This window comes from Lyngbya aestuarii BL J, assembly GCF_000478195.2.
Taxonomy (GTDB): domain Bacteria; phylum Cyanobacteriota; class Cyanobacteriia; order Cyanobacteriales; family Microcoleaceae; genus Capilliphycus; species Capilliphycus aestuarii.
In genome coordinates, this window is the sequence record NZ_AUZM01000018.1 from 69,493 (window position 1) to 84,080 (window position 14,588).

Annotated in this window: 11 protein-coding genes; 7 read left to right on the plus strand and 4 right to left on the minus strand. The window is 41.8% G+C overall.

Annotation, left to right across the window (positions count from 1 at the left end; all coding sequences use genetic code 11):
* Window positions 1-9: 9 nt before the first annotated feature.
* On the minus strand, window positions 10-1,251 hold the full coding sequence (locus M595_RS10035) for a methionine gamma-lyase family protein (RefSeq protein WP_023066031.1): 1,242 nt from the start codon (window positions 1,249-1,251) through the stop codon (window positions 10-12).
* Window positions 1,252-1,330: 79 nt separating this feature from the next.
* Between M595_RS10035 and M595_RS10040 the strand changes: the two genes are divergently transcribed.
* The gene (locus M595_RS10040; protein WP_023066084.1) at window positions 1,331-2,149 is read left to right on the plus strand and encodes an acyl-CoA desaturase; all 819 of its coding nucleotides are present in this window, start codon (window positions 1,331-1,333) and stop codon (window positions 2,147-2,149) included.
* A 127-nt stretch (window positions 2,150-2,276) separates the two neighbouring features.
* On the opposite strand, the gene M595_RS10045 is transcribed toward M595_RS10040, so the two are convergent.
* Together M595_RS10045 and M595_RS10050 are read right to left on the minus strand one after the other, a co-directional pair.
* Entirely contained in the window at window positions 2,277-3,542 is a 1,266-nt protein-coding gene (locus M595_RS10045; RefSeq protein WP_023066076.1) for a glutamate-5-semialdehyde dehydrogenase, read from the minus strand.
* A gap of 6 nt (window positions 3,543-3,548) precedes the next feature.
* A complete protein-coding gene (locus M595_RS10050) occupies window positions 3,549-3,953 on the minus strand; it encodes a hypothetical protein (protein WP_023066051.1) in 405 nt (134 codons plus the stop codon).
* A gap of 1,285 nt (window positions 3,954-5,238) precedes the next feature.
* On the opposite strand from M595_RS10050, the gene ccsB reads away from it, so the two are divergent.
* The 3 genes from ccsB (at window position 5,239) to leuD (ending at window position 7,463) form a co-directional block, all read left to right on the plus strand.
* The gene (ccsB, locus tag M595_RS10055; RefSeq protein ID WP_023066079.1) at window positions 5,239-6,291 is read left to right on the plus strand and encodes a c-type cytochrome biogenesis protein CcsB; all 1,053 of its coding nucleotides are present in this window, start codon (window positions 5,239-5,241) and stop codon (window positions 6,289-6,291) included.
* An 86-nt stretch (window positions 6,292-6,377) separates the two neighbouring features.
* A complete protein-coding gene (locus tag M595_RS29190) occupies window positions 6,378-6,752 on the plus strand; it encodes a KGK domain protein (protein ID WP_023066072.1) in 375 nt (124 codons plus the stop codon).
* Window positions 6,753-6,854: 102 nt separating this feature from the next.
* A complete protein-coding gene (gene leuD / locus M595_RS10065; RefSeq protein ID WP_023066074.1) occupies window positions 6,855-7,463 on the plus strand; it encodes a 3-isopropylmalate dehydratase small subunit in 609 nt (202 codons plus the stop codon).
* Window positions 7,464-7,592: 129 nt separating this feature from the next.
* Here the strand turns inward: leuD and M595_RS10070 are convergent, their stop codons facing one another.
* Window positions 7,593-9,191, minus strand: a complete 1,599-nt coding sequence (locus tag M595_RS10070) for a helix-turn-helix domain-containing protein (protein WP_023066078.1) — start codon at window positions 9,189-9,191, stop codon at window positions 7,593-7,595.
* 928 nt (window positions 9,192-10,119) lie between these two features.
* Here M595_RS10070 and M595_RS10075 point away from each other — a divergent pair.
* Genes M595_RS10075 through M595_RS10085 form a run of 3 tightly spaced genes read left to right on the plus strand, consistent with a single transcriptional unit; the run spans window position 10,120 to window position 14,559 of the window.
* Window positions 10,120-11,643 carry a hybrid sensor histidine kinase/response regulator gene (locus M595_RS10075; RefSeq protein WP_023066083.1) on the plus strand — a complete coding sequence of 508 codons (1,524 nt, stop codon included), beginning with the start codon at window positions 10,120-10,122 and terminating at the stop codon, window positions 11,641-11,643.
* Window positions 11,644-11,664: 21 nt separating this feature from the next.
* On the plus strand, window positions 11,665-12,054 hold the full coding sequence (locus M595_RS10080) for a response regulator (protein WP_023066061.1): 390 nt from the start codon (window positions 11,665-11,667) through the stop codon (window positions 12,052-12,054).
* Between the two features lie 3 nt (window positions 12,055-12,057).
* Window positions 12,058-14,559 (plus strand): adenylate/guanylate cyclase domain-containing protein, encoded by a 2,502-nt coding sequence (locus M595_RS10085; RefSeq protein WP_023066032.1) that lies wholly within the window; start codon window positions 12,058-12,060, stop codon window positions 14,557-14,559.
* The last annotated feature ends 29 nt before the right edge of the window (window positions 14,560-14,588 follow it).

The window sequence follows — 14,588 nt, forward strand, 5'->3', positions numbered from 1 at the left end:
AACTTCCCTTCAAGAATTATCCGCAAACTCAACCGCTTCTATGGCAGCTTCCAAAGCAATTTCTAAATGGGTCCAATGGGTACCACCCTGACAAAACACAATATAAGGTTCTCTCAACGGTCCGTCGGCCGACAATTCCGAAGTGCTACCATCAATAAACGTGCCGCCAGCCATCACTAATTGACTCTCATACCCCGGCATTTCCGCAGGAACGGGGTCGAGATAAGAACCGACCGGAGAATACTTCTGCAAGGCGCGACAGAAGGCGATTAATTTTTTCGGCGTTCCCAACTCAATGGCTTGAATTACATCCCGGCGAGGTTCTAAAGGTAAGGGGTTGACCCGATAACCCAATTGGTCAAAAACATGGGCAAGTAAATGGTTTCCTTTTATTGCTTCTCCGACCATTTGCGGGGCCAAAAATAAGCCTTGAAATAATAAGCGATTTTGATCAAAAGTAGCCCCCCCGCTACTGCCAATTCCGGGGGCTGTTAGCCGACAAGTGGCCGCTTCTACCAACTCAGCCCGTCCCGCGACATATCCCCCCGCAGGTGCGATAGTCCCACCAGGATTTTTAATTAACGAACCCGCGATTAAATCAGCGCCCACCGCAGTGGGTTCTTGGGTTTCGATAAATTCCCCATAACAGTTATCGACAAAACAAACGGTATTGGGATTTTGCTGTTTGACGATGTGGACAATTTTTTCAATTTCAGCAATCGATAAACTTGAACGCCAGGAGTAGCCGCAAGATCGCTGAATCAGGACTAAGCGAGTTTTATGGGTAATACCAATTTTCAAACTTTCCCAATCAATTTTTCCATCAAATTGCAGATCTATTTGACGGTAAGAAATGCCATACTCTATAAGGGAACCTTGGCTTTTGCCTCGTAAACCGATGACTTCTTCTAGAGTGTCATACGGAGCGCCTGCAACAGCTAACATTTCGTCCCCCGGACGCAAAACCCCAAACAAGGCACAGGCGATCGCATGAGTTCCAGAAACAAACTGGACTCGGACAGCAGAAGTTTCAGATCCCATGATTTCTGCAAACACCCGGTCTAGAGTTTGACGGCCTAAGTCATCGTGACCATAGCCTGTCACTCCAGCAAAATGGTGGGTTCCCACTCGATGTTGTCGAAAAGCATCCAAAACTCGTTTGAGATTTTGCTTGACCTGAGCGTCGATTCCGGAAAAAATCGAAATTAGTGCCTGTTTTGCTACTTCTAGCTGTAGAATACTACTGCTCATCACTGAACTCGCTGTTGGGGTGAGTGGTGACTAATTATGACGCAAATAGGACAGACTCGTAAAGAATAACCACATTTTCATGACGATTGCAACTTCACAAAAATTAAATCCCGAATGGAAAGTTATCATTTTCATGGTAATTCTCCACGGCGGCGCACTTTTTGCACTACTTCCAAGTAATTTTAGTTGGACTGCCATTGGCATCGCTTTTTTGCTGCATTGGGTAACAGGGGGTTTGGGTATTACTCTGGGCTACCATCGTCTCGTGACTCATCGCAGTTTTGAAACACCCAAATGGCTTGAGTATTTTTTCATATTTTGTGGAACTTTATCTTGTGAAGGTGGGCCAATTGATTGGATCGGTTTACACCGTTTCCATCATCTCCACTCTGACCATGAATTAGATCCCCATGACTCAAACAAAGGGTTTTGGTGGAGTCACATGGGTTGGATGCTTTGCGATCATCCCGCAAAAGCTGAAGTTCCTCGTATGACCAAAGATATCGGCGAAGATCCGGTTTATCTATTTTTTCAAAACTATTTCATTCTGATGCAGGTTGCTTTAGGGATTCTGCTCTATCTCTTAGGTGGCTGGCCCTTTGTGGTTTGGGGAATCTTTGTGCGAATTGTCGCTGTATTCCACTGCACTTGGTTAGTGAACAGTGCAACTCATAAGTTTGGATATCGCACGTTTGATTGTGATGATGCTTCCACAAACTGTTGGTGGGTCGCTGTACTCACTTATGGCGAAGGTTGGCACAATAACCATCACGCTTATCAGTATTCCGCTCGTCATGGTTTGCAATGGTGGGAAATTGATCAAACTTGGATGACCATTCAGTTTTTACAAACTTTGGGTTTAGCGAAGAAGGTTAAGTTAGCCTCGAAGTCAAGCTAACCGATCCGGCTAAGTTTACCAGTAACCTTTGGGGGGCTGGGGACAATTTGAATATTAAACCCTGAATACAAATTGCTAGTTTCCCCTCCTCCTTTAGGGGTTTTTTTTTGGTTTTTTTGAGTTTTTGCTAGAAGAGAGGATTTCCCTGCACAATGTATTTGAGGGTAGTGAGACTGTCTAAACCAATTAATCCGCGCCGATAGCCCACTTGATTGGACATTCCGAGAAAGATCGCGTCGCCTCGATTTTGATGGCGGGAAAAGCGTGGAGAGGCGTTGATAAACGTTAAGGCACTGTTAACATCTAGGGCAAATTGACGGCTCTCGCTGTAAGATTCCGTGGCTAAACAGTTGCTATGACCACTACTATATTCGTTCATCCAGGCGATTCCTTCGTCTAGGCTGTCTACTCCTCGAAACGCGATGGTTTTATTGAGATAGGGTTGTGACCATTCTGACGGTTCAGCCAGTATTAATTCTGGAAATTGTTTCACCAGGAGTTCATCTCCTTTGAGTGAAAATCCTTCTTCTCGCAGGTTGTTCCACAGTCTGACTAAGGATGAACCCTTTTGGTTGGGATCGATCAACACTTTCTCAATGGCGTTTACAGGATCGGGTTTACTTTGATGACTATCAAAAATCATCCATCGAACCATATCCACGTTAGCGGTTGCTGACCAATACAGATAGCAGTTCCCCATCGCTGATCGCAACACGGGAACCGTTGACTGAGTGACGACTTGATGGACTAGATGGGGCCGACCATAGGGAATAATCAGGTTAATATATTGATCTTGAGTCACTAAGTCTTGAATGGGGGCTTCTTGTTCGTTGGGAAAGACTTCTAAAGAACCAATTGGCATTCCTTCTTCTTCGATCGCCGACTGTAAAGCATCAGCAATCACTTGGTTAGAATAGTTCGCCTCACTTCCCCCAAGCAAGATTAAACTATTAGCCGTTTTCATACACAATCCAGCAGCGATCGCCCCGAACTCCGGAAAGGCTTCATAAATTAGACCCACCACCCCAATCGGAATCAGTTGATAATAGGTTTGACCTTGTTCGAGTTGATAGGAAGCCCCAATCACTCGTCCGATGGGATCGGGAAGTTCTCCCAACCGCTTCAAAATTTGTACGGTTGTATCTAGCCTTTCGGGAGTCAGCTTTAACCACTCACTGACACATTCAGAAACGCCCAGTTCTCGACTTGCTTCTAAGTCTAGGGTGTTTGCCTCTAGGATATCGTTTTGTCTTTTTCTAATGGCTTCTGCCATTGAGCGCAATGTACGACTGCGATGTTCTCCTTTCGTCTTGGCTAGTTGTATGCTGGCGGCATAGGCTCGACGAAGTGGGTTCGTCGGCGGAGGTGAAGCACTAAAATCATCAATTATCATCTTCGCTCACCGTCTGTAAGCTAGCCAGACCATCAGTGCTGGCAACATTGCCAACATGACGGCGACCATTGCCCAAAGTATAATATTGGGTCCGGGCGAATACAATGCTAGAGGAAGCCAAATGACTAAGGGTACTAAGAGCATTCCTAAAGCTAAAGGTAAATAATGCGCTTGTAAGCCTGGACTTGAGCGGTTCCATTGATGACCTGTCCAACGCCATGCTTGTTTATAGGGATAGTGAGTTGAGAGTTGTTCGAGGGAGTAACCACTCTCATCGACAACAAAAATTTGCTGACAGCGATTGCAACCAAAGGCTTCTGTCAGGGTAATCGGAACTAAATGACCCTTCCGACGACAGGGGCAAGGATAGTCACCGTTTAAATCGATTTTCTGGGCTTTCTGAGGTGGCACAAGCAGTTATCAAATAAAGCGTTTGAGTATAACGGACTTTCAAATACTTACTTAATGGATCATACTTACCAACTCTCGGTTGTCAATCTTGATCGATCTCTAAAATTTGAGATTCCATTGACTCTCACCCGAAGTGCGGTTATTCAACAGTTGCCTTGATCTCCTGAATTTTAACTGACAAGAAGCACTTGACTGTCAGTGAAGCCAACTCCATTTAAGCTTATTTCCTAGTTTACACGCTAACCCTGATTGATTAGTGGGTGAACGGACTAGATTTTTTGGCTGATCCTTAAAAGCGGGTGATGGGATTTGAACCCCCCATAAAACCTGCAACTCTGATTATACCGTAACCTTACATCCCGAAGATTTGAACCTTGAAAATTGAGTTAGGGAGAAATGAGCAAAAATGTGAGAAAAATTCAAGCCTCTGTTTTCAGTTTATACCACCGGGTAGTGAAAAGCGGTTCTCACGTACTGCTAAAGAGCCGTTTACCCCCTGAAGGGATGATCACAGCTTGTTGTGATATAGCTTAAAAAGTCTACGAGGCAAAGTTCGCGGTTCTCACTGGCTAGCCTTTGGGTTGGGGTACAACTCTTAAATCAAAGATAAGGATGTTAACACAAGACCTATCGGACTATCTTTGAGGGGATAGAGACACAGTATTTTCAAGGTAAGCATCAGGGGTCAGGACGGTTGAGGTCATCGGTTCCCCAACAACGATAATACCTTTGACTCAATTCACTCAACAGCCACTCGGTTATAAAACAGTAAGTATAACCCCTAAAAGTGCTAGAAATTGACGTTAATAACCCATCTGTGTCTCTCTTTCTAAATTTCGTTGATCAGCTAGAATCAACCCGCTTTCGATCACAATAATTACTGATTCTTAATTGTCAATCATCCCGCGATCATGCAATATTCTCCACTGAGTCGTAAAATTTGAATCTGGCTTGAGAAAGCAATCCAATTGGAGTTCTGTAGAAAACCTGCGATAAAATTGGCAACAGGAAGAAACAGGACGATGATTTTTCGATGATTTTTCGATCTTTGAGCGATTTTGATCTGACTGATAAAAATGAGTCTAGATTACTCTCTAAAAACAAATAAAAAGTTTGAATTCCCTGCCCTGTTATCTGTTACCTTTTAAAATTGAGAGAGTCTACCCGAAGATTTTGGTCAGGATGTTGTCCAGAAAAATTTTAGTTGGTACAGGGTTAACATAGAGTCGCTAGGATAAAAAAGAGTATGCTTTGATCTATCGTTCATTTTAGAGGAGAACACTGAATGAATTTAGTTGCCCTGCAAAATGGGTTAGATAACCTTTCGTTTGCTATCTTGTTCGCCAGTATGCTAATTTACTGGGTTGGTGGTGCATTTCCTCGGATTCCCTACCTGCAAACCTTGGGAACCGCAGCCATGACTATCGCTAACCTGTGTATCGCTGCATTACTCGCCGCCCGATGGATAGAAGCCGGTTATTTCCCGATTAGCAACCTCTACGAGTCTCTGTTTTTCCTGACTTGGGGAATTACAACGATTCACCTAATCGCAGAAAACATGAGTCGTAGTCGGCTTGTTGGCATCGTTACAGCACCCGTGGCAATGGGAATAACGGCTTTTGCCGCTTTAACGTTACCCTCTCAGATGCAAGTCTCGGAACCTTTAGTTCCCGCCCTCAAGTCCAACTGGCTAATGATGCACGTCAGCGTCATGATGCTGAGTTATGCCACTTTAATGGTGGGTTCATTACTCGCGATTGCCTTTTTGGTGATTACCCGAGGCCAAGAAATTGAACTCAGTGGGAGTTCCCTCGGAACCCGCATTTCCCGCAACAATCATCACTATCGGTTGAACGGTTCACCCGAGTTAGCGGCAACCGCCAGTCAAAGTGTTGTTAATAGCGCTAGTTCTGAACTTTCAGCCAATACAAACGGTCAAGGAACAACTGCCGTGTTAGAGTTAGTCGGAACGTCCGAGATCAACAACAACTCAACCCCATTATTGTCACCTCAACGCTTGAGTTTAGCAGAAACAATTGATAATATTAGTTATCGAATAATCGGACTCGGGTTTCCCTTGCTGACAATTGGTATTATTGCCGGGGCAGTTTGGGCAAATGAAGCTTGGGGTTCATACTGGAGTTGGGACCCGAAAGAAACCTGGGCGTTAATTACTTGGCTGGTATTTGCGGCTTATTTACACGCTCGAATTACCCGAGGATGGCAAGGACGCAAACCCGCTATTTTAGCTGCTACAGGGTTGTTAGTCGTTTGGATTTGTTACTTAGGCGTTAATCTTTTAGGTAAGGGTTTACATTCCTACGGTTGGTTCTTTTAACTTCAAATTTTAGCTCCAGGAAAACGGCATTAATTCGGTAGCCCTCCCGTTTTCCTTAGCAATAAACCTCAACGGAAAAAAGACTGATGGATAATCCTATTCATGTTATTGACAACGATGATGTTCTGCATACGGGTGCGAGTGCATTAATGTTTCAATGCACTTTTAAAGTGAGTGAATTTCTGGCGATGATGCAAGCCAAATTAGAAGAGGAATACATCTTCGGTGACGGCCTTGAATGTGACCTATTGAGTCCGGGTCAACCCTGGAAAAAAGGAAAAGTCAAAGTTCGTTTAGAGTTTAGTTCTTCAGAAAGTGTCATCCCCCAAGTCCCCCAAGAAGGGCCAATTATTGCAGTTCCTCAATTTCCAAATATACCGATACCCAACGAAACGGTAGACCCGGAAGAACTCCCACCCCCATTAAGGCGGCAAATTCATCCTGTGGGAATGTGGAGTTAAAACAGGACATCGGGGAGAGAGAGAGTCATCGGTCACTCGGGCTTACCATTCGTTAAGAATCCTCGTCATTAGATGGCGGGGAGTATGTCAAAGGAGAAAAAAATGAGTCAAATTCAAACCATTTCAGGACGGGGAATTCCTTTAGTTGGGAGTGATATTGATACAGATCGGATTATTCCGGCGCGGTTTTTACGCTGTGTCACATTTGACGGTTTAGGTGAACAAGTCTTTGCTGACGATCGCCAACAAACGCAAGGAAATCATCCTTTTGATTTACCGCAATATCAAGGGGCGAATATTTTGGTCGTCAATGGTAATTTTGGTTGTGGTTCATCGAGGGAACACGCACCCCAAGCTTTAGCAAAATGGGGAATTCAAGCGATTATTGGTGAAAGTTTTGCGGAGATTTTCTTCGGAAATTGTGTGGCGATTGGGGTGCCTTGTTTGACCGCAACACCGGAACAAGTTCAACAGCTACAACAAGCCCTGCAAGAATATCCTCAACTCTCGATGCAGCTTGATTTAGCAGATCAACGGGTACAATGTGGGGATTTAACTCTGGAAGTCAATATGAATACTGGATCACGGCAAATGTTCTTAAGTGGAACTTGGGATAGTTGTGGTCAATTGTTAGCAAATGTGAAGGACATTCAAACAACGGCAAGTCAACTTCCTTATATTGATTGGGCAAATTCAGCAACAGCAAGCTGACCCATTGTGGCGATCACATTTCTTGATGTTATGGATTTGAAACCTGCTTTTTCAACCAATACCCTTGATGTTATGGCGATCGCCATGCACTCACTCCTCACTCCAAACCGGAATCTAAATCGGGATTCCTCAAATTTCTAACACTTTTCGTAGTACAGCCTCGTCTTTGGGTTTTGCCGAAAAACGACCTTTCTCTAAGTCGCGAATCCAGCTTTGACTTTTTCCGGCCATTTCTGCTAAGAGTCTTTGACTGATTCCCTGGCGTTTTCGGGCGTTGGCAATTTGGTGGGCCGATAAACCAATTTTGGTCGAAGATTGGGTCTTACGAGAGATGCGCTTTGTTTTTTTCTTGTCGAGTTTGGCAAGTTGTTGTTCCCAATCGGGGGGAAGATTAAACCAAGAAATCCGGGCTTTCATCAAGCGATTCCATTTTCCTCGGGGACTAGAATCGGTTAAGCGTTGATCTTGACCCCCATCATTAATCCAAAAATCGAGGGCTTCTTCGGCATCATCAGGTAAGTCCGCGAGTTTTGCCCACAGAGGTTGAATTTCTGGGACATAGGTGGCAGGGTCAAATACGGCTTTGATGCCATAGTGGTTGAGAACTTCGAGATCGCTTTCAAAGGTGCGAATCAGGCGTTTGCGATGTTCACTGTGGAGGCCCGCCAGAGACATCTTTTCCTCTCCATAGGCGACTCGCATCAGGGTGGGAATGGTGATGCACTGTTTCCGTCCCATTTTGGCTTTGAACAACAACCACAGCATCATCCGGGCGGCGCCGGTGTGTTGTTGCCAGATACTCATTACGGTATTGAGTAGGAATTTGGGCAATGTACCGTATTGGTAAAAAGCAGTCCGTTTGCCGTAGTCGTTTTTGTTCAGGAAATATTGCGCCCAAGCCCCGGCTTTGAAGGTGAAGGTTAAACCTGTGAGATATTTGTTGCCTTCAGAATCTTGTTGAAAGTGATGTTTGATGTCAAGGAGATGCCAGAGGCGATCTTCAGCGACGGAGAACCCTCTGACTTTGCCTTGTTGGGGCCAGTCAATGGTGGTCAGTAGTTGACAGGGTTGTTGGGCGAGGGCTTTGATCAGGGTTAATTTCGTGGATTTACTGAGATCTTTGCGTTTGTCGAGTCCGAGATATTGTTCGATTTGGCGATCGTTAATCACAAACTCTTGTTCCCAAGGGCGATCTAGGGTGGTGGCATAAGCGGCATAAATTAGATGCAAACAAGCGGCGCGAATATCAATCCCTTCGATGGCTGACAATGCAGCTTCATCTGCCAGTATCTTCGGAGTCTCAGAGTCCATTTCATTCGTGAGTCGGAAGACGATTGATCCTCCCCCTTGTTTGACGGTTCGTTCATAGTAGGGTTGACCTTGATCATTGAGTTCCCAGGGGATTAAAGAGGCGCTGGTGAGTAAGTTGCAGGCTTGCCAAACCACCATTGACGAAGCAAAAGGATTATTTTTGGCGTTGAGAAAAATATCAGGACTGGTTGGCATTCGGACAGTGGCTTTGTACCGTCCTTTTTTGGGTTGGGAGGGAACAGGGCAACTAATTGGACATTGAACCACGCATTGGGGTTCGCTATAGTAGCCTTCGCAGTGGTTACAGAGGTCTGGATCGATCCAGAGTTGTCCTTCGACTTGTTTAATGGCGCCGGTCGGACAATTCGGTTTACAGGTTCCACATCCAGTACAATTTTCAGGTATTGAATAGGGCATAGTTTTAGAGGGATAAAAGAGACTGAAACAACAATTTCAACTGGAAAGAGGAATTGATACCGCTAACCGTTGTGCTGAACTTTATTCGCAAAGAGCTGCTCTGGGATGAACTGAATACTAATATTGAATATTGGTAAGTGTTCAAAAAGTGGTGAGTTCTTTTTTGAGGGATAGTTCGAGGTTTGGGCTAGAGAAAAACATATCCCGAATCTTGCATAAGTAGCATTCTAATCTTGCATATACTCTGTTTTTAGCAGCTAGGACAAGAATTTAGAATCTAGATTAGAATAAGTAGTTAAAAGTAGTATTGCAATGTAATAAATACTCTAAAGGGAGAAACTTAGAGTTGATTTGACTGCTACATATACAGAATTCACCTATTCGTTACTCGAACCCCTTTAACATTCTCTTAAGAAGATTCTTAATCATTTGCTCATTATGAACACTTTATTAATTTTTTGGTTCTGTATAAACCTTTTCTCAAAAAATAAAGAGACAACAATACTTCACAAATTTTTGTATCTAAATGACATTAGAAAATCTGATAATAATGTTTTGTTAGAGAAAAAGAAGTAATAATACTTAATCAATTTTGATGTTTAGATCGGAAAGGTTAATGAGTCAGGGTTATCTATCAGAATTGGTGTACTCCGACTCATTTCTTAAGTTTTAATTTATATTTTCAGATCCGGGTCTTGATTTTCTCGGTTCATCCAAATCCGATCATCAAATTGTCAAGAAGATCAAAGTAATCAAAAATTTTTTAGATTGAAACACAATCCCATCGTTTTTATAGTTTTGCCGTATAATAAAATACTTATAAAATTGAGCTTATTTTACTCTAGTGGAATTTAAAGAGAAGATTCCGCCGAACTGAGTCTCCGGGTTAAGCGATGAATTTCAACATGAGATTATTCTTGGGCAAAATATGAATACACCATCAGAAACCATCTCCTGTTCCGCCGAGATTTTAGTCATTGATGATACTCCAGAAAACTTACAACTCATGGTACAATTATTAAAGAGAGCAGGCTATAAAGTCCGAGCAGCCACAAGTGGAAAGATAGCCCTGCAAGGAATCAAGACATCTCCCCCCGATCTGATTTTGCTCGATATTATGATGGCAGAAATCAGCGGCTATGAGGTGTGTCAAAAACTCAAGTCTAATCCGGAAACCCAAGATATTCCGGTGATTTTTATCAGTGCGATGAATACAGCAATTGATAAAGTCAAAGCCTTTCAAGTCGGGGGAGTCGATTATATTACCAAGCCTTTTTATTTCGAAGAAGTCTTAGCCCGAGTTCAGATTCAGTTAGACAATCGTTGTTTGCGTCAAAATCTTCAAGCTAAAAATCAGGAGTTATCTGAAGCATTATTACAAGTGCAAGAAACTCAAAAACATTTATTGCAATCGGAGAAAATGGCAGCGTTAGGACAGTTACTTGCCAGTATAGCCCATGAAATTAATACTCCTTTAGGGGCAATCTTAGCCTCAAGCAATAATTCCCAAACCGCTTTATATGAATTTTTAGAGAAACTGCCCCAACTGGTTAATGAAACTTCTCTAGAACAGAAGCAACAATTTTTTAGTTTATTGGATTGTTCACTCAAAACAGAAAAACGAAAACTCAATAGTAGAGAAAAGCGTCAGTTTAAGCGAGAAATTGCCCAGCAACTCGAAGAACAGGGAATTTCTCAAGCGAGACGAATTGCAGATACTTTAATCGATTTAGAAATTTATGACGGAATTGAAGTCTTTTTTCCACTATTTAAAAGTCTTGATGTTGATTGGATTTTACAACAGGCTTACAACCTCATTTGCTTAAAAACTAATAGTCAAAATATTATTATGGCTGTCGAACGAGCGGCAAAAATTGTATTTGCACTTAAAAGCTATGCTCGTTATGATAATAGTGGTCAAAAACAGTGGGTTGAAGTTACTGAGGGTTTAGAAACGGTTTTAGAACTCTATCGCAATCAAATCTCCTCGGGAATTGAACTCATTCGAGATTATCAACCTAATACTCCCGTCTGGTGTTATCCTGATGAATTAAACCAGGTTTGGACGAATCTGATTCACAATGCTATTCATGCGATGCAGGGTAAGGGTTCCTTACAAATCAGTGTGTCTAAACGTCAAGGTTATTTGGTGGTTGCGATTACGGACTCGGGACAAGGTATTCCTCCCCAAGTTCAGCAGAGAATCTTTGAACCCTTCTTCACCACAAAATCTATTGGAGAAGGCAGTGGTTTGGGATTGGATATTTCTCGTAAAATAATTGAAAAACATGAGGGTAAAATTGAGTTTGAAAGCCAACCCGGACAGACCACATTTGAAGTCTGGTTGCCGATGGATAAAACCCCAGCCTCTGCCGTCAGTCATTCATTCATAGAGGAGGATAAAATCTCTCCCCAAAACATGAGTGAGAGCAGCGATCATTCTAATTCGTAATCAAGTCAAAAGATTATTATTATGACAGAGAAAGCGATTGTATGCGTTGATGATGAGGCGATCATTTTAGAAAGTCTTAAAGAACAACTCAAAAGACGGTTTGGCAATCAATATCTGTATGAGATGGCTGATAGTGTAGAAGAAGCTTGGGAAATTATTGAAGAACTTCAGGAGGAAGATATTGAGATTTTAATGATTATTTCGGATTGGTTGATGCCCGAAATGAAAGGAGATGAATTTTTAATTAAAGTGCATGAGAAATATCCTCAAATTGTGACGGTAATGCTGACAGGTCAAGCAGATAGTTTGGCTGTAAAACGCGCTCAAGATAGTGCAAACTTGTACTCTTGCTTGTATAAACCTTGGAGTGAAAAAGATTTAGTTGATATTATTTCCTTGGCTTTAAAATAATCTATGAGTAATCTGGCGATTTTATGTGTTGATGATCAATGGTCTATTTTAGTGAGTCTCAAAGCGTTACTTGAGAAATCTCTTGGTGATCAGTATGAAATTATTGCGGCTCAAAGTGGAGAAGCTGCATTAGGAATTTTAGAGAATTATCAAGAAGAAAGACTTGAAATTGCTCTCTTAATTGTCGATCAAATCATGCCAGGAATGACTGGAGATGAACTGCTAGTTAGGGTTCATGCTCAATATCCAAGAATCTTAAAAATTATGCTCACTGGAAGGGTAGAAACAAATGCTGTTATTCGAGTGATTAATCAAGCGAACTTGTATCGTTATATCACTAAACCTTGGGATGAAACAGATTTAGTTTTAACGGTTAGAGAAGCTCTAAGATGTTATCTTCAAGAAAAAACATTAGCCTTACAAAATCAGGCTCTTAAACGGTTAAATGCGTCTTTAGAACAGAAAGTAACAGAACGAACTTTAGAATTAATTTCAGCGAATAAAAAACTCAAGCAAGAAGTTCAAGAACGTCAACAAGCCGAAGAAGAATTACAACTGCTTTTAACCTTAAGTCAAGCTATTAGTTCTGCCCCAGATTTGGAAACCGCTTTAGAAATTGCATTACAGACGCTTTGTGAAACCACAAGCTGGATTTATGGAGAAGTTTGGATTCCGACAACCGATCAAACGGTTCTAGAATGTAGTCCGATTTGGTCTTATTATTGTCCTCAAGAAAATTCTCAAATCATTGCTGATCTGACATCCTTTCGCTCTCATTTAGAAGGAGTCACATTTCAACCCGGAGAAGGAATAGCAGGACGAGTTTGGCAATCAAAACAACCGGAATGGATTGATAATATTGAAGCTCAAAATAAACCCGTTCATTTTTCTCCCGTTCGTCATCAGTCATTAAGTCAAAATCCAGCGAAAAACTATGGTTTAAAAGCTCATTTTAGCGTTCCAATTCTGGGAAACTCTAATTGGAAAACAGGAGAGGCTTCAACGGCTCCAGTCTTGGCGGTATTGGTTTTCTTTATGAGGGAGTATCGTCCTCAAGATCAACGATTTGTTGAGTTAGTTTATGCGGCAAGTAATCAACTCGGAGCTACTCTGCAACAAAAGAAATCTGAAGTAGAAATGAAGGCATTATTTGCCGCCATGACTGAAGTTGTTATGGTTTTGGATGCTTCTGGAAAGGGGCTAAAGCTAGAACCAACTCATCAATCTTTTTGTACTCCTGAAGCGATAGTTGGACAAAAATTATCAGATTATTTTCCGGCTGACGAAGCGGAACGATTATTAGAATTTATTCAAACCGCTTTGAGAACAAAACAGACGGTTCAAGTCGAATATAATCTGACTATTAACAAACAGTTAGTCTGGTTTTTGGGAAGTATTTCACCGCTAACCCCAAACACCGTAATTTGGGTTTCTAGAGATATTAGTCAACGCAAAATTATAGAAGAAGCATTGAAAACTAATGAAGAAAAACTGCGTCATGTCGTTCATAATGTTAGTTCTGCGATTGTACAATGGGATCGCTCAGGACGAATTTTGTTTATTAATGAATATGGCTTGAAGTTTTTTGGCTATCAAGAAGCAGAAATTTTAGGACAACCGTTACTGGGAAATGTGATTCCTGAAATTGAGACATCCGGACGAGATTTGCGAAATTTAATAGATAGTATTTGTCAAAATCCCGATCAGTATGTTATTCATGAAAATGAGAATATTCGTAGCGATGGCGAACGGGTTTGGGTGACTTGGATCAATCAACCGATCTTTGATAAAGATGGTAATTTAGTTGAAGTTTTATCTGTCGCCACTGATACAACAGAACGCCGACTTGCTGAAGAAGAACTTCGTCTAGAACGAGAAAAATCTGAGCGATTATTACTCAATATTTTACCCCAAAAAATCGTTGAAACACTCAAACAAGAAAAGCAAGGGTTAATTGCTGAAAAATATGATGAAGTCTGTATTTTATTTGCAGATTTAGTTAATTTTACGGCTCTTTCTGAACGGTTAACACCTATTCAACTGGTTAAATTACTTAATGAAATTTTCTCAACCTTTGATCAATTAGCAGAAGGCTTAGACTTAGAAAAAATCAAAACAATTGGAGATGCTTACATGATGGCGGCAGGTTTACCTTTACCTCGTGAAGATCATGCGGAAGCGATTGCGGATATGGCTCTTTCCATGCAATTGGTGATTGATCATTTTCCTTTTGATTATGGTGAAACTCTACAAATTCGGATTGGAATTCATACCGGAACTGTGGTAGCTGGAGTGATTGGAACTCATAAGTTTATTTATGATCTCTGGGGAGATACTGTTAATATTGCATATCGCATGGAATCTTCAGGTAAACCCGGAAAAATTCAAGTGACAGCAGCGGTTTATGAACGACTTAAAAATGAATATCGATTTGAAAAACGGGGAGAAATTCCCATCAAAGGAAAAGGAAAAATGATGACTTATTGGTTGATTGGTCGCAAGTAAAGTTTACACGAATTCAACCTAAAAATCAA

Bases quoted from the DNA above. Each gene is read 5' to 3' on its own strand.
- leuD (WP_023066074.1), top strand. From the start codon at position 6,855: ATGAGTCAAATTCAAACCATTTCAGGACGGGGAATTCCTTTAGTTGGG.
- M595_RS10070 (WP_023066078.1), bottom strand. From the start codon at position 9,191: ATGCCCTATTCAATACCTGAAAATTGTACTGGATGTGGAACCTGTAAA.
- M595_RS10080 (WP_023066061.1), top strand. From the start codon at position 11,665: ATGACAGAGAAAGCGATTGTATGCGTTGATGATGAGGCGATCATTTTA.
- M595_RS10075 (WP_023066083.1), top strand. From the start codon at position 10,120: ATGAATACACCATCAGAAACCATCTCCTGTTCCGCCGAGATTTTAGTC.
- M595_RS10085 (WP_023066032.1), top strand. From the start codon at position 12,058: ATGAGTAATCTGGCGATTTTATGTGTTGATGATCAATGGTCTATTTTA.
- ccsB (WP_023066079.1), top strand. From the start codon at position 5,239: ATGAATTTAGTTGCCCTGCAAAATGGGTTAGATAACCTTTCGTTTGCT.
- M595_RS29190 (WP_023066072.1), top strand. From the start codon at position 6,378: ATGGATAATCCTATTCATGTTATTGACAACGATGATGTTCTGCATACG.
- M595_RS10035 (WP_023066031.1), bottom strand. From the start codon at position 1,251: ATGAGCAGTAGTATTCTACAGCTAGAAGTAGCAAAACAGGCACTAATT.
- M595_RS10040 (WP_023066084.1), top strand. From the start codon at position 1,331: ATGACGATTGCAACTTCACAAAAATTAAATCCCGAATGGAAAGTTATC.
- M595_RS10045 (WP_023066076.1), bottom strand. From the start codon at position 3,542: ATGATAATTGATGATTTTAGTGCTTCACCTCCGCCGACGAACCCACTT.